This is a genomic window from Paenibacillus sinopodophylli (assembly GCF_005930355.1).
GTDB lineage: Bacteria > Bacillota > Bacilli > Paenibacillales > Paenibacillaceae > Pristimantibacillus > Pristimantibacillus sinopodophylli.
The window spans coordinates 515,991-534,951 of record NZ_VDBO01000002.1; the positions used below are offsets into that span (position 1 = coordinate 515,991).

General features: G+C 47.8%; 25 protein-coding genes. All 25 read left to right on the forward strand.

Annotation, left to right across the window (positions count from 1 at the left end):
- The first annotated feature begins 47 nt into the window (after window positions 1-47).
- The 25 genes from der to aroH all read left to right on the forward strand — a co-directional run bounded on the left by der (window position 48) and on the right by aroH (window position 18,892).
- On the forward strand, window positions 48-1,370 hold the full coding sequence (der, locus tag FGT79_RS14380) for a ribosome biogenesis GTPase Der (RefSeq protein WP_138753482.1): 1,323 nt from the start codon (window positions 48-50) through the stop codon (window positions 1,368-1,370).
- A 12-nt stretch (window positions 1,371-1,382) separates the two neighbouring features.
- The gene (plsY, locus tag FGT79_RS14385; protein ID WP_138753483.1) at window positions 1,383-1,979 is read left to right on the forward strand and encodes a glycerol-3-phosphate 1-O-acyltransferase PlsY; all 597 of its coding nucleotides are present in this window, start codon (window positions 1,383-1,385) and stop codon (window positions 1,977-1,979) included.
- A gap of 9 nt (window positions 1,980-1,988) precedes the next feature.
- Complete coding sequence (locus tag FGT79_RS14390) at window positions 1,989-3,023, forward strand: NAD(P)H-dependent glycerol-3-phosphate dehydrogenase (protein WP_138753484.1); 1,035 nt, start codon at window positions 1,989-1,991, stop codon at window positions 3,021-3,023.
- Between the two features lie 81 nt (window positions 3,024-3,104).
- The gene (locus FGT79_RS14395) at window positions 3,105-3,380 is read left to right on the forward strand and encodes a stage VI sporulation protein F (protein WP_138753485.1); all 276 of its coding nucleotides are present in this window, start codon (window positions 3,105-3,107) and stop codon (window positions 3,378-3,380) included.
- Window positions 3,381-3,672: 292 nt separating this feature from the next.
- Window positions 3,673-3,852, forward strand: a complete 180-nt coding sequence (locus tag FGT79_RS14400) for a DUF2768 family protein (RefSeq protein ID WP_138753486.1) — start codon at window positions 3,673-3,675, stop codon at window positions 3,850-3,852.
- A gap of 55 nt (window positions 3,853-3,907) precedes the next feature.
- Window positions 3,908-4,204, forward strand: a complete 297-nt coding sequence (locus FGT79_RS14405; protein WP_138753487.1) for a 2Fe-2S iron-sulfur cluster-binding protein — start codon at window positions 3,908-3,910, stop codon at window positions 4,202-4,204.
- Between the two features lie 29 nt (window positions 4,205-4,233).
- A complete protein-coding gene (locus tag FGT79_RS14410) occupies window positions 4,234-4,818 on the forward strand; it encodes a nucleotidyltransferase family protein (protein ID WP_138753488.1) in 585 nt (194 codons plus the stop codon).
- A 17-nt stretch (window positions 4,819-4,835) separates the two neighbouring features.
- The gene (locus tag FGT79_RS14415; protein WP_138753489.1) at window positions 4,836-5,183 is read left to right on the forward strand and encodes a 2Fe-2S iron-sulfur cluster-binding protein; all 348 of its coding nucleotides are present in this window, start codon (window positions 4,836-4,838) and stop codon (window positions 5,181-5,183) included.
- 50 nt (window positions 5,184-5,233) lie between these two features.
- Window positions 5,234-5,986, forward strand: a complete 753-nt coding sequence (locus tag FGT79_RS14420; protein ID WP_138753490.1) for a hypothetical protein — start codon at window positions 5,234-5,236, stop codon at window positions 5,984-5,986.
- Window positions 5,987-6,279: 293 nt separating this feature from the next.
- Window positions 6,280-7,758, forward strand: coding sequence for a stage IV sporulation protein A (gene spoIVA / locus FGT79_RS14425; RefSeq protein WP_138753491.1), 1,479 nt, complete (start codon window positions 6,280-6,282; stop codon window positions 7,756-7,758).
- 228 nt (window positions 7,759-7,986) lie between these two features.
- On the forward strand, window positions 7,987-8,262 hold the full coding sequence (locus FGT79_RS14430) for an HU family DNA-binding protein (protein WP_053376669.1): 276 nt from the start codon (window positions 7,987-7,989) through the stop codon (window positions 8,260-8,262).
- Between the two features lie 155 nt (window positions 8,263-8,417).
- The gene (gene mtrB / locus FGT79_RS14435) at window positions 8,418-8,639 is read left to right on the forward strand and encodes a trp RNA-binding attenuation protein MtrB (RefSeq protein WP_053376668.1); all 222 of its coding nucleotides are present in this window, start codon (window positions 8,418-8,420) and stop codon (window positions 8,637-8,639) included.
- 255 nt (window positions 8,640-8,894) lie between these two features.
- Window positions 8,895-9,476, forward strand: coding sequence for a hypothetical protein (locus tag FGT79_RS14440; protein WP_138753492.1), 582 nt, complete (start codon window positions 8,895-8,897; stop codon window positions 9,474-9,476).
- Window positions 9,477-9,597: 121 nt separating this feature from the next.
- Complete coding sequence (locus FGT79_RS14445) at window positions 9,598-10,470, forward strand: heptaprenyl diphosphate synthase component 1 (RefSeq protein ID WP_138753493.1); 873 nt, start codon at window positions 9,598-9,600, stop codon at window positions 10,468-10,470.
- 9 nt (window positions 10,471-10,479) lie between these two features.
- On the forward strand, window positions 10,480-11,190 hold the full coding sequence (locus tag FGT79_RS14450) for a demethylmenaquinone methyltransferase (protein ID WP_138753494.1): 711 nt from the start codon (window positions 10,480-10,482) through the stop codon (window positions 11,188-11,190).
- 2 nt (window positions 11,191-11,192) lie between these two features.
- Window positions 11,193-12,068 carry a UbiA-like polyprenyltransferase gene (locus FGT79_RS14455; protein WP_138753495.1) on the forward strand — a complete coding sequence of 292 codons (876 nt, stop codon included), beginning with the start codon at window positions 11,193-11,195 and terminating at the stop codon, window positions 12,066-12,068.
- Between the two features lie 5 nt (window positions 12,069-12,073).
- Window positions 12,074-12,736, forward strand: a complete 663-nt coding sequence (locus tag FGT79_RS14460) for a UbiX family flavin prenyltransferase (protein WP_138753647.1) — start codon at window positions 12,074-12,076, stop codon at window positions 12,734-12,736.
- Complete coding sequence (locus FGT79_RS14465) at window positions 12,699-13,559, forward strand: menaquinone biosynthetic enzyme MqnA/MqnD family protein (protein WP_138753496.1); 861 nt, start codon at window positions 12,699-12,701, stop codon at window positions 13,557-13,559. Before FGT79_RS14460 ends, FGT79_RS14465 begins: the two co-directional genes overlap by 38 nt.
- Window positions 13,556-14,530, forward strand: a complete 975-nt coding sequence (locus FGT79_RS14470) for a polyprenyl synthetase family protein (protein WP_138753497.1) — start codon at window positions 13,556-13,558, stop codon at window positions 14,528-14,530. The genes FGT79_RS14465 and FGT79_RS14470 overlap by 4 nt, the downstream gene beginning before the upstream one ends.
- Window positions 14,531-14,559: 29 nt before the next feature.
- Window positions 14,560-15,003, forward strand: coding sequence for a nucleoside-diphosphate kinase (gene ndk / locus FGT79_RS14475; RefSeq protein WP_138753498.1), 444 nt, complete (start codon window positions 14,560-14,562; stop codon window positions 15,001-15,003).
- A 29-nt stretch (window positions 15,004-15,032) separates the two neighbouring features.
- A complete protein-coding gene (locus FGT79_RS14480) occupies window positions 15,033-15,812 on the forward strand; it encodes a CheR family methyltransferase (protein ID WP_138753499.1) in 780 nt (259 codons plus the stop codon).
- 61 nt (window positions 15,813-15,873) lie between these two features.
- Entirely contained in the window at window positions 15,874-16,053 is a 180-nt protein-coding gene (locus FGT79_RS14485; RefSeq protein WP_138753500.1) for a hypothetical protein, read from the forward strand.
- 199 nt (window positions 16,054-16,252) lie between these two features.
- Window positions 16,253-17,422, forward strand: coding sequence for a chorismate synthase (aroC, locus tag FGT79_RS14490; protein ID WP_138753501.1), 1,170 nt, complete (start codon window positions 16,253-16,255; stop codon window positions 17,420-17,422).
- Window position 17,423: 1 nt separating this feature from the next.
- Window positions 17,424-18,527: a 3-dehydroquinate synthase gene (gene aroB, locus FGT79_RS14495; RefSeq protein ID WP_138753502.1), complete on the forward strand. Its 1,104-nt coding sequence runs from the start codon at window positions 17,424-17,426 to the stop codon at window positions 18,525-18,527.
- Window positions 18,524-18,892, forward strand: coding sequence for a chorismate mutase (gene aroH / locus FGT79_RS14500; RefSeq protein ID WP_138753503.1), 369 nt, complete (start codon window positions 18,524-18,526; stop codon window positions 18,890-18,892). The genes aroB and aroH overlap by 4 nt, the downstream gene beginning before the upstream one ends.
- The last annotated feature ends 69 nt before the right edge of the window (window positions 18,893-18,961 follow it).

An 18,961-nucleotide genomic window follows, 5' to 3' on the forward strand; every position in this document is an offset into this window, starting at 1 on the left:
GCTATGATGGTTAACGTGAGTATTTTTGAAGGAGTGGAAAACAAACTATGGCAAGACCCGTTATCGCTATCGTCGGCCGTCCGAATGTGGGTAAATCCACCATTTTTAATCGGGTAATCGGAGACCGTCTAGCAATTGTTGAGGATAAACCGGGAGTCACGCGTGACAGGCTTTACGGCACCGGAGAGTGGAATGGAAAACCGTTCAGTATTATTGATACAGGCGGTATTGAAATTGATGGCGAAGATGAGATCATGAAATCTGTGCGGATGCAGGCAGAGCTTGCCATTGAGGAAGCAGATGTGATTATCTTTATGGCCGACGCTAAGTCAGGCTTAACGCACGCAGATGATGAAGTCGCACAAATGCTTTTCCGTTCAGGGAAGCCTGTCGTGTTGGCAGTCAATAAAGTGGACAATCAAGGCCGAATGGATGAGGTATATGAGTTCTATGGTCTTGGCTTCGGAGAACCTATCGCGATCTCAGGGTCTCACGGACTTGGCATTGGCGATTTGCTTGATGCTGCAGTTGCTTTGCTGCCGGATCTTACAGATGATGGTTATGACGAGGATGTTATTCGCGTAGCGCTTATCGGTCGTCCGAATGTCGGCAAGTCTTCTCTTGTTAATGCGCTGCTTGGTGAGGATCGAGTCATCGTAAGTAATATTGCGGGCACGACTCGTGATGCTATCGATACCCCGTTTGAACGTGATGGACAGCGTTATGTTCTCATTGACACAGCGGGTATGCGTAAACGCGGCAAGGTGTATGAGTCAACAGAGAAATACAGCGTTATGCGTGCAATGAAGGCGATCGAACGCGCAGATGTTGTTCTTGTGCTCATTAATGGCGAAGAAGGCATCATTGAGCAGGACAAGCATATTGCAGGTTACGCTCATGAAGCAGGTAAAGCTTCGATATTTGTCGTTAACAAATGGGATGTCGTTGAGAAGGACGAGAAGACGATGCAATCATTCTCGCAAAGTATCCGCGATCATTTCTTGTTTATGTCTTATGCGCCGATCGTTTACCTGTCTGCCTTGACGAAACAGCGCTTACAGAAGCTGCTTCCAGTCGTTAACCATGTTTCAGAGCAGCATTCCATGCGTATTCAAACGCATCTTCTTAACGATGTTATCTCAGATGCTGTGGCTATTAACCCGCCGCCTTCAGACAAAGGCAAGCGTCTGCGTATTAACTATGTCACGCAAGTTGCGATTAAGCCTCCGACGATCGTTGTATTCGTCAATGATCCGGATATTATGCATTTCTCATATGAACGTTATTTGGAAAACAAGATTCGTGCAGCATTTAACTTTGAAGGGACGCCAATACGAATATTCTCACGTCGTAAGTCCGAAGAAGATTAGGGGAGAAGTAGCTTGTTATATGGAGTAATCGCGGTTGCTTTAAGCTATTTGTTAGGTTCGGTTTCATTCAGTATCGTCATTGCGAAATGGGTCAAAGGCATTGATATCCGTCAGCATGGCAGTGGAAACGCAGGAGCAACAAACACATTGCGAGTGCTCGGCAAAGGACCGGGCTTGCTCGTGTTTGCGCTTGATATCGCGAAAGGCGTTGCGGCTGTGTGGATCGGTCATGCGCTTGGCGACAATGACTGGATTCCTGTGCTTTGCGGATTGGCAGCTATTATTGGCCATAACTGGCCGATCTGGTTCCGATTCAAAGGCGGGAAAGGCATCGCCACCACGGTAGGTGTAATTGCGACACTGGCTTTCGTGCCTGCTCTAATTGCAGGTGTTATTGCCATTGCTGCCATTGCTTTAACCCGTTATGTTTCTTTGGGCTCGCTTTTATTTGCGGCATTAACGCCATTATTTATATCCTTATTTCATTTTTCAGTACCGCTGCTGTGCGTAAGTCTTCTGCTCTGTATCTTTGCGATCGTACGCCATCGTACGAACATTGTGAAGCTGGTGAAAGGAACGGAAAACAAGCTAGGTGCTAAGAAAGGATAGTGAGTGTACATGTCCAATCAGAACGAAGCTACAAAGAAATTCGCAGCTGTACTTGTTGCTGGAAGCTGGGGAACTGCTTTGGCGTCTGTGCTCGCGAGCAACGGCTATCAGGTTAAGCTGTGGACGAGGAACGCTGAGCAGGCAGCAGATGTTAATCACAATCATATGAACAGCAAATTTCTACCTGGGGTCAAGCTCCCTGAGCGTATCCATGCGACTACAGATATGGAGCATGCTCTTCAGGGTGCTGAGCTGGCTTTGTTCGTTGCACCATCTGGTGCGATGCGTGAGGTCGCAAAGCAGGCCGCTTCCTATTTGTCAGCAGAAACACTTGTTGTACATGCCACCAAGGGCTTTGAACCGGACACGCTGAAGAGGATGACTACTGTTCTGTCTGAGGAGCTAGGCCGCTCACATGAACAGCTTGTTGTGCTTTCAGGGCCCAGCCATGCGGAGGAGGTCATTCTGAAGCAGCCTACGACTGTAGTCGTTGCATCAACGGATCTGGCTTGCGCGGAGCGGGCTCAGGATGCGCTTATGAATACGGATTTCCGTGTTTATACGAATCCGGATGTGGTTGGCGTTGAGGTTGCTGGTGCAATCAAGAACATCATTGCTTTGGGTGCGGGATTAACCGACGGCCTTCAATTCGGCGATAATGCGAAAGCCGCACTGTTAACACGCGGGTTAGCGGAAATAGGTAGACTAGGTACAGCTATGGGAGCAAATCCACTTACGTTTGCTGGTCTAGCAGGCGTTGGAGATCTTGTCGTAACCTGTACGAGCAAGCATAGCCGTAATTGGCGTGCAGGCTATATGCTTGCAGATGGAACGCCGCTTGATGAAGTGCTTAGCCGTATGGGCATGGTGGTGGAAGGCGTCAAGACGACGCGTGCCGCTCATAAGCTCGCGAAGCAATACGAAGTGGAGATGCCGATTACCTTTCAGCTGTATGAGGTGCTATTCGCGAATAAATCGCCGCGTTCAGCTGTTGAGCATCTAATGGGCAGACTGCGTACGCATGAAATCGAGGAACTGGGCTAAGGACCAGCGCCTACACCAAACCTATCCCCCTCTCATATGATGCATGGAGCAAGACACTTGCGCATCCTGGAGGTGTAAGGTATGGCGAAGGATTTCTCCAAAGATATTCTCAGTTCAATCAACAAAAAAACCGGCAAGACGATTTCCGAGAACTCGGTCAAAAAGCTAGCCAGCGGCGTGACAGCCGAGACGATGCAGGATGAAGCAGAGCTTCGCAAGCTGATCAAGCAGGTGTCGGAGATGGCGAAGGTTAAGGTTGCCGATTCGACAGTCAATGATATCGTAAAAGCTGTAAAGGCTAGCGGCATGAGCTCCAGCAACATGGAAACGTTAATGAAAATGATGATGAAAAAATAAAGTGCAGCGGCAAAAGCGACAGGCGGTCCGAATCTCGCGTTCGGTGCAGCGTCCTGTCAGCTTTTGTCCTTTTTTTTGAAATATAGGAATGAAACGCGCTACGCTGCCAAAGGATGTCGATAGCCGTTTCACCTTGAAATAAAGGAAAGGGTATGGTTTCACCATTCTTTCTCTATATTTCTCGGAATGAAACGCGCTACGCCGCCAAAGGATGTCGATAGCCGTTTCACCTTGCACAATGTTATAATGGGTTGAAATTCATTATGATATAGATTAGGAGACTGGAAATACTATGGATGCTATGACAAAAATGTGGGTTTCGCTATTCGGCATTGGAATGATGGCGATCGCGGCCCTTTTAATTACGTTTGCTCGCATGAAAACGAAGGGCGTAGTGAAATTTGTCCTATCGCTCATTGCTTTTATTATTCTGATCATTGGCTTTATTTGCGGACTCATATCCATCATCTAAGAATGTTACATAAGGGCTAATAGATTGCTGACGGAAAGGGAGACTTTCACATACAATGATTGAATTAAAGGGTAGAACCAGAATGGCTGTCGTTGAAGCGGAAGCAGGACTCTCGCTGCTTGATCTAGCTATGAAGCATAATGTCGATTGGAGCTTCTCATGCGCAAGAGGAACATGCGCACGCTGCCGCTGCCTGGTTACGGAAGGTGCTGACCAGCTAGAAGGTATAACGGATGAGGAATGGGATCGACTTGAGCCGGAGGAGTTCGACGAAGGCTACCGATTAGGCTGTCAGGCAATTGTGAAAACGGCAGATGCGAACATTGCTGCTGCGAATAAACCGTATTTCTGATGCTTACGCAGTGGAGGGAAGTGCCGGCGATGACAGTAACCGAACATACTCATCTTGCGCTGGCTGCCATAAAGCAAGCAATTGAACCAACACTCGCTGAGTGGGTAATTGGTGGCAGTACAAGTCTCATGCTGCGCGGTCTGCCTCTTACAGCGCCACCACGAGATCTGGATATCTATTGTGATCTTGAGGACGTGGAGACCATTCACACCGCTCTAATGCCTTATGCTTTGGATACGCCAGCTCTTAGCGTAACGGAGATGTACCGTTCAGTGTTAAGTCATTACTCGGTTCATGGCGTTCAAGTGGAGCTCGTCGGTGGATTTAGAGTGGAGTCGAGTGCTGGTGTTTATAAAACAAAGGTACGGGAAATGCTTCTACTTTTCACGGAATGGGTTCAATTAAAGGACACGATGCTGAAATTGCCAGTCGTGCCACTAGCCCATGAGTTGTGGTTTAATTTCATGCGTGGACGAGAGGATCGCGTTGAACTGATCGCGAAGGCCTACGCCTCATCTCCCGCAAAGCATGAAGCAGCTTTTCGTGCTATTGAAGAGAGCAATTCATTCACAAAAGTGGCGAAAGAAACGCTTCGAGAATTGCTCGCTAAGTGAGAGGTCGGTGATTCGTAATGGATAGCGAGGTAACCTTTTGGCCGGAAGGCAAAACAGTGAAGGTAAAGCGCGGTACAACGCTGTTAGACGCCGCTAGACGTGCGAATATACCGATTCGCACACGCTGCGGGGGGAAAGCTGCCTGTTTCATGTGCAAGGTCTCCGTACGCCCTGATAGCGAGCTTATGCCTATTGCTGACATTGAAAGGCGCAAGCTATCCGGCCTAGATGACGATCAATTCCGGCTCTCTTGTCAAGCGAGAGTCGCAGGCAAGGTAGTTGTAGATATACCGCTTGATCCACTGCGTGCAGCGGTAGCACGCCAGCTAGCCAGACAAGCGGAGGAAAGCGATGATTTGTGGTGAGTGCTTACGAAGTAGGTTTGTTCCAAAACAAACCTTTGAGGAGGTAAAAAATGAATATTAGAAACACCTTGAAAGCGCTTATAGGCACACGTCTGTGGGCAGGGCTCGTCGTTTCGATTGTTGCGATGCTTGCTTTAACAGGATGTATGTATCCTAAGGACCAATTAAAGCAGAATCAAGTTGCTCCTAAAGAGGCAGTTCGCAATGTTCAGGCTGCTATTGATCAGTTCAAACAAGAAACGGGCATGCTGCCGATTAAGAACAGCACAGCCGATACGCCAAAGTATGAGAAGTTTCTTATCGATTTCAGCAAGCTCGGACGGACAGGCTATCTTACCGATATTCCTTCGGCTGCGTTTGAGAATGGCGGAACCTTCAGCTTCCTTGTTATCGACGAGGAAACGGAGCCGCGTGTGAAGCTGCTGGACATCGTCGCATCCCAGAATATAAACGATATTCAAGCTTGGGTAACCGCTTATATTCAGTCGAACAGCGTGCTGCCAAAGGGTGAGCAGACTTATCCTGGGTTTTATCAAATCAATTATAAAGAAATGAACAAGACTGCCCCAACGATCCGAAGTGTATTCTCAGGTCAAACGCTCCAAGCACTGGTTGATGAGAATGGTGTGGTATATACCGATTATGGCATTGATGTCATGCAGTTTATTCAAAAAAGCGGGGAATCCGATTATGCTTCAGATTATGATCTGCGCGAGCTGCTTGTTGACGCTTCGGACTTCGTTCCGGTTAAATCACCCGTCTATCATTTGGTCAATAACGAGCCGCAGGCGGCAAAACAGTAGAACAAGTCTTGTTTAATGAGCCATACATAAGAATCCTAACCTTGACGGAAGTCAGTGTTAGGATTTTTTTGTCTTACAGCGTCATAGATCTTTTCATTTTCTCATATAACTCAGTCTTGGAAGGGAAGCCCGCAGACGAACAAAAAAGTTTTCGTAGTAGGAATCGTCATAATCGGAAACCCCGCACATATGATGATACTAGTCCAAAAGCATGTACGAGTTGCGTCGCTGGCCTGCCCTATTGACCGGTGGATGGCGGCGAACCGGAAAAATCAATTGGGAGGGGATATTCAGTGGAGAAAGTGGACATTTTCAAGGACATAGCCGAAAGAACCGGCGGGGATATTTACCTCGGGGTTGTAGGGGCGGTCCGGACGGGCAAATCAACGTTTATTAAACGGTTTATGGAGACTGTTGTACTTCCGAACATCGCCAATGAATCAGACCGTGTGAGAGCCGTGGACGAACTTCCTCAAAGCGCCGCAGGCAAAACGATAATGACAACAGAGCCTAAATTTGTTCCGAATCAAGCGGTTCAACTCAGGGTTACCGATGGACTTGAGGTAAACGTGAGATTGGTCGATTGTGTTGGATATGCGGTTGAAGGCGCGAAGGGCTATGAGGATGAGAACGGACCACGCATGATTACGACTCCTTGGTTCGATGAGCCGATTCCATTCCAGGAAGCAGCAGAAATCGGCACACGCAAAGTCATACAAGAACATTCAACACTCGGTGTTGTTGTCACGACAGATGGTTCAATTGCAGAAATACCGCGCAGCTCCTACGTTGTTGCAGAAGAACGCGTCATCAATGAGCTGAAGGAGGTCGGTAAGCCATTCGTTCTCGTCATAAACTCGACCCGTCCTAAGGGTGAAGAAGCGCTGCAGCTTCGCAATGAGCTTCAAGCCAAATACGATATTCCAGTCATGACGCTAAGCGTAGCCACAATGGGCGAAGAAGAGGTCATCTCTGTTCTAAGAGAAGTGCTCTACGAATTCCCTGTTCATGAAGTAAACGTGAACCTGCCTAGCTGGGTCATGGTGCTGAATGACAATCACTGGCTCCGCAGCAACTATGAGAGCTCTGTGCGTGATACAGTGAAGGACATCCGCAGGCTGCGCGATGTTGATCGCGTTGTTTCTCAATTCATGGAATATGACTTCATTGCAAGAGCCGGGCTAAGCGGCATGAATATGGGGCAGGGCGTCGCGGAAATCGATTTATATGCTCCGGATGAGCTGTATGACCGGATTCTGATGGAGGTCGTCGGTGTTGAAATACGCGGAAAAGATCATTTGCTTCAACTGATGCAGGAATTCTCTCATGCCAAACGAGAGTATGACCGCTTCGCGGAAGCGCTCGAAATGGTCAAAACAACAGGTTATGGCATCGCCGCGCCGACGCTTGCGGAAATGGCACTCGATGAACCGGAACTCATACGCCAAGGCTCCCGTTTCGGGGTAAGGCTGAAGGCTACAGCACCATCCATTCATATGATTCGTGTCGATGTAGAGTCGGAGTTTGCGCCGATTATCGGCACGGAGAAGCAAAGCGAAGAGCTGGTCAGATACTTAATGCAGGATTTCGAGAATGATCCTATTAAAATTTGGGAGTCTGACATTTTCGGACGCTCCTTGCATTCCATCGTGCGGGAAGGCATTCAAGGCAAAATTGCAATGATGCCGGACAATGCACGGTATAAGCTGCAGGAGACGCTGGGAAGAATAATAAACGAGGGCTCCGGCGGATTAATTGCGATTATTCTCTAAGTAGAACGGGTGTGAATACGAATGAGCCGCTGCCGATCTGGGAGCGGTTTTATTTGTTTTGCAGGAATTCAGATTCGGCACTTGAAATTGGCAAACGGCTGTATTACTATAGGTTTGTTCGGTCAAAAGGTATAATTTTGAAGTTTTCCGTTAATAAGAGGGATAAGATGAGCGTGAATACGCATGCATGCCATGGAATAGTGAGAGCACTTTGGAGGAGGTGAAACAATGAATAAAACAGATTTGATTACGAAGGTAGCTGAGTTGACTGATCTTTCGAAGAAAGATGCAACGAAAGCAGTTGATGCTGTATTTGATGCCATTTCCGATGCACTGCAAAGCGGAGATAAGGTTCAACTGGTTGGATTTGGTAACTTCGAGGTTCGTGAGCGTCAAGCGCGCAAAGGCCGCAACCCGCAAACCGGAGACCCGATCGAAATTGCAGCAAGCAAGACGCCTGCTTTCAAACCAGGGAAATCACTTAAGGACCTCGTATCCAATTAAGCATACTTAGATCATTATACGTACAGAAGATGCCTGAGCGGGAAACCGTTCGGGCATTTTTTGTAACCAGCCATACGGCAATGGATTGCGCAAACGTCTCCCATACTCTATAATTCACATGGATAGCTCGGAAATTCGGATGCGGAGGGATAACGATGGAGCCTACACATGGCGAGTACATAGTTATAAAAGCAAAGGATCAAGGCGTGCAAGTCATCGGTTTGACACGCGGATTGGACACGAAATTTCATCATACCGAAAAGCTGGACAAGAACGAAATTTTGATCTGCCAATTCACCGACCATACGTCGGCCATTAAAATTCGCGGCAAAGCAGTCGTTATGACGAAATATGGCACGATGGAAACCGATCAGTAACGCAACCAAGGTGAAACGGCTGTCGCAGTTATTTGGCGGCGCTGCAAGTTTCATTCCGAGAAATATAGAGAAGAGATGGTCAAATCATATACTTTCTCATATTTCAAGCAAGGCAGGCGATGCCTGCTTTTTTTTTGCTTGTAAGCGATCCGAATATTCAACACACACCGCTCGTACAATGGGATAAGAGACTTGTCACAGTGATAGACCGAACGTTACGGTTTCGAACTGCGAGCAAGCAAAGGGAGGTGCCCATTGAATATCGGGAGACCATTACTGTCGGCCTGTGCAGCGGCGCTGGCTGTTACTTTATTGTTTACTTGGCTTCCACATGGTGCATGGCAGCAGGAGAATGCTCGCGGCGAAGTTGCCGTCTTTCGGGCAATTACTGCGGCTAGACTTACTAATAGCAATTTAGTGGATGTATTAGTCGCGATCCAGCTTAATGAGCGATTAGACAAAGCGGATTGGAGCAACGGGATTTTATCGCTCGAAATGCGCGTAGATTCAAGTGCTGGCAGGCCTGCAGATTGGTTCGCAGATGTAGAGAAGCTGGTAAGGGTCTCGTTCCTTCAGCTTGAGAATGTCAAACGGGTGTTGATTAGAATGATTGAGAAGCAGCCAGATGGTACAACGGCCTTGCTTGCAGCTGTTGATGTGAGGAAAACCGATGAGTGGCTAATTAACGAGATGCAGCATCTTTCTGAGGCTGACCCCATTCATAATGAGTTGTGGAGAAAGCGGTTACGGGTAAGCTTTACATCTGCTTGGGAGAAGCGGCTCGGTCCAGTTGCTGGTTTTACGGTTAAGCCTTCCTTCATTTCGCAGCAGGATTGAGGTTCGATGTTGCCAATTGTTGATCACAAACCTTAATCGTATGCTCTTTAGAAAAAGTTGTGCTATAATAGTTTAGATTATTGAGCGGCGATTTGCGCTTCTATGTTCGGAGGCTTCCCCAATGAAAACATATCGTGTACCGGAAATAGCTAGAAAGTATGTAGAGTATGACATGATTCAAGAGCATGCTGTCCTTCCTGAATTAGCGAATGCGAGGTTGCGCTTGCTATATGCATGCCTCAGCCAGCAGCAGTCATTGCAGACGCATAGTGAGCTCTACACACTCGTCGTATCTCTAGTGCAGTTAGGAATGGATACGCATGATTTGATCGACACAAGGCAAGATCAGCGCTCAGAGACGGAAATGCGGGCAAGGCAGCTAAAGGTGCTGGCGGGGGACTACTTTAGCGCAAGTTTCTACCAGTTGCTTGCGCAAGCTGGGCAAATCCAGATGATTGCTAGTATTAGCAGCGCAGTTAGTGAAGTCAATCGGTTGAAAGTAAACCTCTATGTTCGTATGAGACAGCATAAGCTGACGGCGGACGAGTACTTGAACTTGTCTGTGTCCATAAAAAGTACCCTATTCCACGTTTTCTCGGAGATGCTGGAAGGGACTCTTTCGCGTGTCTGGCCAGAAATTCTGAATGGACTTAGCTTATGTGAGACATTGGCCGAGGAATTGGCAAACATCGGAACTGCCGAGCAGCGGTACGACCAAGGATGGCCTTATTGGCATTACATGCAAGCTGCTACAGATGAAGAGCGTCATCAGATATCCAAGCATGCGAATGAGCATGCATTTATTCAAAGTTTGGCGGAAAAATATAAGGTACGCAGCCAGCTGTCGTCCAAGCTTCAGCAATCAGCTGATCAGGTATTATCTGCTGTTCGTTTGCTTGAATCGGACGAGTTAATTGGCGAGTTGACAGACATTGTCAACAGCCTGCTGCCTGAGAAAACCGATTATACGCCCGCACTCAACGAGACGAGGTGACCTGCTCGAATGGATACGAACTCCAAGAGCCATGTGCATGGCGTATTTGAACGCATTGCACCTAAATATGATTTGATGAACGATCTCATCAGCTTCCGCAGGCATAAGGCTTGGCGCAAGCTGACGATGAAGAAAATGAATGTACAAGCTGGCCAAACTGCGCTTGATTTATGCTGCGGCACTTGTGATTGGACAATTGCGCTGGCAGATGCAAGCAAAACCGGCAAGATTGTTGGTTTGGATTTCAGCCAAAACATGTTGGACGTTGGTGCTCTGAAGGTCGAGAAGCTGGGCATGAATAAACAAATCACGCTAGTACAGGGCAATGCGATGAGCCTGCCATTCGAGGATCATTCCTTTGATTTCGTTACGATCGGCTTCGGACTTCGCAACGTTCCTGACTATTTGCAGGTGCTGAAGGAAATGCACCGTGTCGTCAAGCCTGGCGGTAAAGTCGTATGTTTGGAAGTATCCAAGCCTACTTGGCAGCCATTTAAAGCGATGTACAATCTATACTTCGAGCGTTTGCTGCCGATTATAGGCAAGGTCGTGGCCAAGAGCTTCCAAGAATATAAGTGGCTGCCGGAATCGCTTAAGCTGTTTCCCGGTCGACAAGAGCTTGCGGAGCTGTTTGAAGAAGCTGGATTATCACAGGTTAAGGCATATCCTCTGACAGGCGGAGTAGCTGCGCTGCATATGGGGACAAAGGAGAAGAAATAGCAATGATTCGCAAATTACGCATTATTCTAGAAATGATTAAGTTTGAACATACCATATTTGCATTGCCGTTTGCTTTCATGGGCGCGATATTAGGTACCGTCATGATGGAGCAGCGATTGCCTTCATGGTCAGAAATTGGCTGGATCACGCTTGCGATGTTCGGTGCTCGAAGCGCCGCGATGAGCTTGAATCGTTTGATTGACAAAGCGATCGATTTGCGGAATCCGCGAACGGAGAAAAGAGCCATTCCTGCAGGCTTGCTTAAATCTGCAGAGGTATTATTGTTTATCGTCGTTTCATTCGTTCTGTTGTTTATCGCAACAGCTAATTTGGCGCCGATTGCACTGAAACTAATGCCGATCGCGGTCGCGCTGCTTGTGCTCTACTCGTACACGAAACGTTTCACTTGGCTTTGTCATCTTATTCTTGGATTTACGATTGGTCTTTCACCGCTTGGAGGCTGGGTAGCCGTAACGGGTCAATTCGATCCAGCTGCATGGATACTTTATGTAACCGTTGCTTTATGGATTGCCGGTTTCGATATCATCTATGCCACGCAGGATTTCGAATATGACCGCGGTGCCGGTCTACATTCTATTCCAGCTCGTTTTGGCATTTCTGGTGCATTATGGATCGCACGCGTCTTGCATGTCATTACAGCAATAGGCTTCATCACTTTGTTCTGGATGACTGATTTAGGCTGGATGTATCTGCTTGGCACACTCATTTCGATATCGCTGCTGTTCTATCAGCACTATCTGGTTCGTCCAAACGATTTATCCCGCGTCCAGACTGCATTCTTCGGAATGAACGGTACGCTCAGTGTCGTATTGTTCCTATTTGTAATCGTTGATTTACTGGTTCTGCACCATTGGTAGAAGAAATGGCTCCTGCTGCCAAATCGGATTGGACGAAACGATGGGTCGTAGGGATTACCGGTGCAAGCGGATCAATATACGGCATTAGGCTTATTCAAGTGCTGCTTCAATTGGATTTCGAAGTTCATCTCGTAGTGACAGAAGCCGGCTGGAGAGTGCTGAAGGAAGAGCTAGGCATGGAAACCACTCGCAGGACAGCAGCGGTTGAACAGCTCTTCGGTGAAGCTGTCACGTGGCGCAGGCTCGTGTATCACCCCAATGCTGATATTGGCGCAAGCATTGCCAGTGGATCTTTCCGTGTGCAAGGAATGGTTATTGTGCCGTGCTCGATGGGGACGCTCGCGTCCATATCGCACGGCATTTCCGATAATTTGATGACCCGGGCGGCCGATGTGATGCTGAAAGAAAACCGGAAGCTGCTTATCGTGCCAAGAGAAACACCGTTGCATGCGATTCATTTGGAAAACATGCTGACACTTTCGCGATTAGGCGTAAGAATCATTCCGGCGATGCCGGCTTTTTATTACAAACCGCAAAATATGGATGAAATGATTGATTTTTTAGTAGGAAAAATACTTGACAATATGACAATCGATCATGATTTATACAGAAGATGGGGAGATGAACAGAATGGGCATGAATCGCCCGATCACCATCGGCAGAATTGATTATGCTAATGCTTGGCCGCTATTTCATCAGCTTGAAGAGCGGTTTGAGTGGAATAGTTATGAGGTCATTAAGCGTGTCCCTTCAGGATTGAATCGACTGCTGCAAGCGGGTGAATTAGACATTTCTGCCATTTCATCCTTCTCATACGGACAGAATGCTAAAGATTATGTGCTGCTGCCCGATTTATCGGTTGGTTCTATAGGGAAAGTGAATTCGATCCTTCTTTTCCTGAAGGAGCCGATTGAACGCAAGCGGCCTGAACGCATTTCATTGACGGCTACGTCTGCAACTTCAGTCAATCTTTTGAAAATCTTAATGACTTTGCGCTTTGAATGTGAGCCTGAATATGTGACGGCTGAGCCTGATCTTGAGAAGATGCTTGAAGCTTCGGATGGAGCACTTATCATTGGCGATCAAGCTATACACGCATCATGGAAGGATCATGGACTTCATGTGATCGATCTAGGACAGCTATGGAATGAATGGACGGGACTTGGTATGACGTATGCTGTTGTAGCAGCGCGCAAAGAAGTTGTTCAAGAACAGCCAGATGCCGTTCATGCTGTATGTAAAGCTTTAATAGAGAGTAAACAGTACAATAAAACAAATCTTGATCCGTTGATCGTACAAGCCTGTAAACAGCTTGGAGGAGATACGGCATACTGGACAACATATTTTCAGTCGATTCAGTATGATTTCGGAAGCAAGCTGCAAGAGGGACTCAAATTATACTTCGAATATTCCAAGAAGCTCGGCCTGCTATCGCATGATGTGGAGCTGACTTTTTTTGAAGACCAATCTGCCCAAAAGGTGAAAGAATGAAACTACTAGATTTGTACGCAAAGATGAAAGGCGACCTCAATCAAATCGAACAAGAGCTTGAGCGCAGCGTGACGGACGACCATGTCCTGCTCGGTGAGGCTTCGCTGCATCTGCTCAAAGCGGGCGGGAAGCGAATCCGGCCGATATTCGTGCTGCTTGCGGGCAAGTTCGGCGATTATCGATTGGATGTCATGAAGAGGATTGCGGTTCCGCTTGAGCTGATCCACATGGCTTCGCTTGTTCATGATGATGTAATAGATGATGCGCAAACGCGCCGCGGGCAATTAACCGTGAAATCCAAATGGGATAATAGGATCGCGATGTACACGGGCGATTTCATCCATGGGAAAGCATTAACGATTGCAGCGCAGCTGCCCAACCCGCAAATTCATCTCATCCTATCACGCGCGCTTGTTCAAATGTGCATTGGCGAGATGGAGCAAATCCGCGATTTCTTTAATACTGAGCAGTCGGTTCGCAATTATTTGCTTCGCATTAGAAGAAAAACCGCATTGCTAATCGCCATTAGCTGCCAGCTTGGAGCTGTCGCTGCGAATGCGGACCGTCATACCTCTAACAGCTTGTATCGCTATGGGTATAATGTGGGAATGGCATTCCAGATTCGTGATGATCTGCTTGACCTTTATGGAACGGAGAAGCAAATCGGCAAGCCCCCAGGCTCCGATATGCGTCAAGGCAACATTACTTTACCCGTGCTGCTTGCACTGAAAGACCCTGCAATTCGTGATTCTCTGCTTCAAGAAATCGCGTCCATACGTGAGCTTGGCGGCAAGCGGGATGCAGGCCGTGCCATTGATATGATTCGTAAAAGCGTTGGCGGGGAGCAAGCGGATCAATTAGCGAACCGTTATGTAAAAAAAGCTCTTCAAGCATTAGAGGGATTACCTAACCTGACAGCGAAGAAGAACTTGATCGATATTGCACATTTTGTCGGCAAACGAAATTATTAATTCTGTTCAGTCGAAAGGATTGGTTGTAGATGGAAAGAACTTTCCTGATGGTTAAACCAGATGGCGTACAGCGCGGCTTGATCGGCGAAATCGTTGCGAGGTTTGAAAAAAAGGGACTGCAGCTATCGGCAGCCAAATTTATGTTATTAAACCAAGAGCTTGCGGAGAAGCATTATGAAGAGCATAAGGGCAAGTCGTTCTATGAGCCGCTGCTTGCTTTCATCACATCGGGTCCCGTCTTTGCAATGGTCTGGCAGGGGGATAATGTCATCGCATTAACCCGTGCGCTCATTGGCAAAACAGATGCGATTGACGCGTCTCCAGGAACCATTCGTTCCGACTTTGCGGTACATACGAATTTCAATCTAATCCACGGCTCTGATTCGGTGGAGAACGCTGAGAAAGAAATCGCTATTTATTTCTCACCATCAGAGCTTGTTCAGTATGAGCATACAATTCAACGGTGGATTTAACGATCCCAACCAAAGTAATGGAGGAACCTATGCTTGATGATCAAGATTTCGCACAATTTATCGTACGTATAAAGCAAAAGACCGCCATTGACTTATCCCAGTACAAGGAAGCCCAAATGAAACGCAGGCTGACGACTCTGAGGCAGAAGCATGGATTTCAGACGTTCGATGAGTATTACAAAGCAATTGAACAAAACAAAAGCATGTTAAATGAGTTTTTGGATCGGATGACGATCAATGTCTCAGAGTTTTGGAGAAACCCATCTAGGTGGGAGGTTCTGCAGAAACGTTTTTTTCCCGAGATGCTCGGTACGTCTAATCGATTGAAAATTTGGAGCGCAGCTTGCTCTACGGGCGAGGAGCCCTATACGCTTGCCATGATTCTATCTGAGCTTGGAGCACTGAATCGATCCACGCTGCTGGCAACGGATCTTGATTCAGGCGTGCTGCAGAAGGCGATGGAAGGCAGCTACTTGGAACGCTCACTGCGCGATGTACCGGCGGCTTCTCGTCAGAAATATTTCAAGCAAGCGGATGGTGCCTATCTGGTTTCGGACACCCTCAAACAATTCATTCAATTCAAACAGCAAAACCTGTTGCATGACACGTTCGACAACTCGTTTGATTTAATCGTGTGTCGTAACGTTATGATCTATTTCACAGAGGATGCGAAGCATGTGCTGTATCAGAAGTTTGCGAATGCGCTGAAGTCTGGCGGCTTGTTGTTTGTCGGCAGCACCGAGCAAATTTTCTCACCGGCTCAGTATGGTTTCGAGACCGCTGATACGTTCTTTTACCGCAAGGTTTAACGGTGATGTATACGGTTTTCCAACTTCTCCTATACTAAGCAGTAGGCAGAAGACTTGGAGGATGAATCAACCGATGGACAAACGCAAGGTAATTGCCGCTTATAGGCGTGGTTTTATTTCGATTCAGGAATGCGCGCAAATTATCGGAGTAGACAGCGGACAAATGACAAGACTCATGAATGATCCGCTGCTTACGCGTGATGGAACAGTGCTTTTAGAGAAGAAATCAGTGAACAGCTAATAGGCTATTCCGGGTAGAGACCGAAGAAATGTCAGTCGTTTATGACACTTTCCTCGGTCTCTTTCTATAGGTAAAAGGCGGTGCTGCTTGCTCCTCAATTCTTGTCAAACGGGTAACGCTGTACTATAATGAGCAAAGATGTTTAGTGCAGTAAAGCATAGCAGGCGCATATAGGCTTGCTTTGAAGGAGGAGCTTTAGTTGAGTTTACGGTATTTGACAGCGGGGGAGACGCATGGTCCCCAACTAACAGCGATTATTGAGGGATTGCCGAGCAATCTAACGATTGATTTCGAGGAGCTGAACTTCCAGTTGCACCGTCGCCAGAAGGGCCATGGTCGTGGACGCAGAATGCAAATCGAGAAGGATATAGCTAACATTGTCGGCGGCGTTCGCCACGGAAGAACGACAGGTGCTCCGGTAGCGCTTATTGTTGCGAATAATGATTGGAAGCATTGGACTTCCGTTATGAATATTGAACCTATTGAAGGCAGTGACGAAGAGAAGCGCCGCGTTCATCGCCCGCGTCCAGGCCATGCGGATTTGAACGGTGGTTTGAAATATGATCTGAAGGATCTTCGCAATGTACTTGAGCGTTCAAGTGCAAGAGAGACGGCGGCACGTGTGGCCGTTGGCGCAGTTGCTCGCCAGTTTCTTGCAGAATTCGGAATCAAGGTTGCTGGGCAGGTCATTCGCATCGGCGAAATTGAAGCACCAGCAAATCAGCTTCCTGTTGATGAGCTCATTCGTCTGACAGAGGAGTCATCCGTCCGTGTGGTGGATAAAGAAACCGAACAGAAGATGACAGATTACATCGATCAGATCAAAGCGGAAGGCGATTCTATCGGTGGAATCGTAGAATGTATTATTGAAGGCGTACCAATCGGACTTGGCAGCCATGTGCAGTGGGATCGTAAGCTTGACGGCCGAATTGCACAAGCAGTCGTATCCATCAATGCATTCAAAGGCTGCGAAATCGGCATCGGCTTTGAAGCGGCGAAGCTTCGCGGCTCACAAGTACATGATGAGATTATGTACGAAGCAGAGCGCGGTTATCACCGTGCAACGAACCGACTCGGCGGCTTCGAGGGCGGTATGACCAATGGCGAGCAGATCGTTGTTCGCGGCGTAATGAAGCCTATCCCGACGTTGTACAAGCCGCTTCGCAGCGTGGACATTGACACGAAAGAGCCTTTCACCGCTCAGGTTGAGCGTTCGGACAGCTGTGCGGTGCCAGCTGCCAGTGTTGTAATGGAGCATGTTGTCGCTTGGGAAGTAGCGAAAGCGTTCCTAGAAAAGTTCGGCGGAGATTCGATCGAGGAAATTCGTGCTAACCTGAACAACTACCTAGAGCAGTTGGGACGGTACTAATATGCGGGAGTTAACAGTCGAGCTGGGCGAACGCTCTTATCCTATATATATCGGAGAGGGTCTCCTGAAGGAGGCCTCCACTTATTTCGTTAAGCATGGGATCAGCAAGAAATCTCCTTTGCTTATTATTACGGACAGTTACGTTGCAGCATTCCATCTGCAAGCGTTCGAAGCAGAGCTGAGAGAAGCAGGCTTCCAAACGGGAAGCGTCGTTGTTCCGTCTGGTGAAAGCTCGAAATCGCTTTCTATGCTGGAATCACTTGTGGCGAAAGCACTTGAGACAGGACTTGATCGCAAGTCAACGATTGTTGCGCTCGGTGGTGGTGTTGTAGGGGATCTAGCTGGTTTCGTAGCGGCATCCTACATGCGCGGCATTAAATTCGTTCAGGTCCCGACAACGATTCTGGCCCATGATAGCAGTGTGGGCGGCAAAGTCGCAGTCAATCATCCGTTTGCCAAAAATATAATCGGTGCATTTCATCAGCCTGAACTCGTATTGTATGATCTGAATACGCTTCAAACGCTGCCTCCGCGAGAGGTCAGCGCCGGCTTGTCAGAGGTTATTAAGCATGGACTCATCTGGGATGCGGAATTCGTGTCATGGTGCGAGGAGAACACAGAGAAGCTGTTGTCCCTTGATCCGGAAGCGCTTGGCTATGCCCTGTACAAAGGCTGCAGCGTGAAAGCAGCTGTCGTCTCGAAGGATGAGCGAGAAAACGATTTGCGTGCAATTCTGAACTTGGGTCATACAATTGGTCATGCACTGGAAGCAGTGGCTGGCTATGGAGAGCTTCTGCACGGCGAAGCTATCTCAATTGGCATGGTTGGCTCTGCACGGCTTGGGCTCCGTTATGGCGCACCTGAAGAAGTGTACACGGATACGAAACGCATTCTGGCAAAGGCGGGACTCCCCGTACGATTGCCGGAGCACTTCGACGTCGACAAGGTTATGGATGCGATGATGCATGATAAGAAGTTTTCTGAAGGCACAATGATATTTGTCGTTCCGACAGCGATTGGCAAAGTAGACATCAAGTCGGACGTATCTGTTCAGTGGGTACGGGAAATCGTAGAGCAACTAAAGCAGGAGGTGCAGCCGAAATGAGCGTAAGAGGAATTCGTGGAGCTATTACCGTTGGGGCGAATGAAGAGCAGCCTATTCTTAATGCTACAATCGAGATGCTTAATCGCATCGTCACTGATAATGAAATCGTGCCAGATGATATTTGCAGCGTATTCGTGACCGTTACGAATGATTTGGACGAGGCGTTTCCTGCAAAGGCGATCCGTCAAATGAAGGGCTGGGAGCTAGTTCCGCTCATGTGCGCCCTTGAGGTTCCGGTTAAAGGAAGCTTGGAGCGTTGTATCAGACTGATGGTTCTGATTAATACAGACAAAAAACAAGCGGAGATTCGCCACGTTTATTTGAATGGGGCAGAGGCGCTTCGCCCGGACTTATCCAAATCCTAATTTTTCATTATTGCTCTTATATGAATGATAACCCTTTGTTGACGCAAAGCTGTTCGTTGATGTATATTT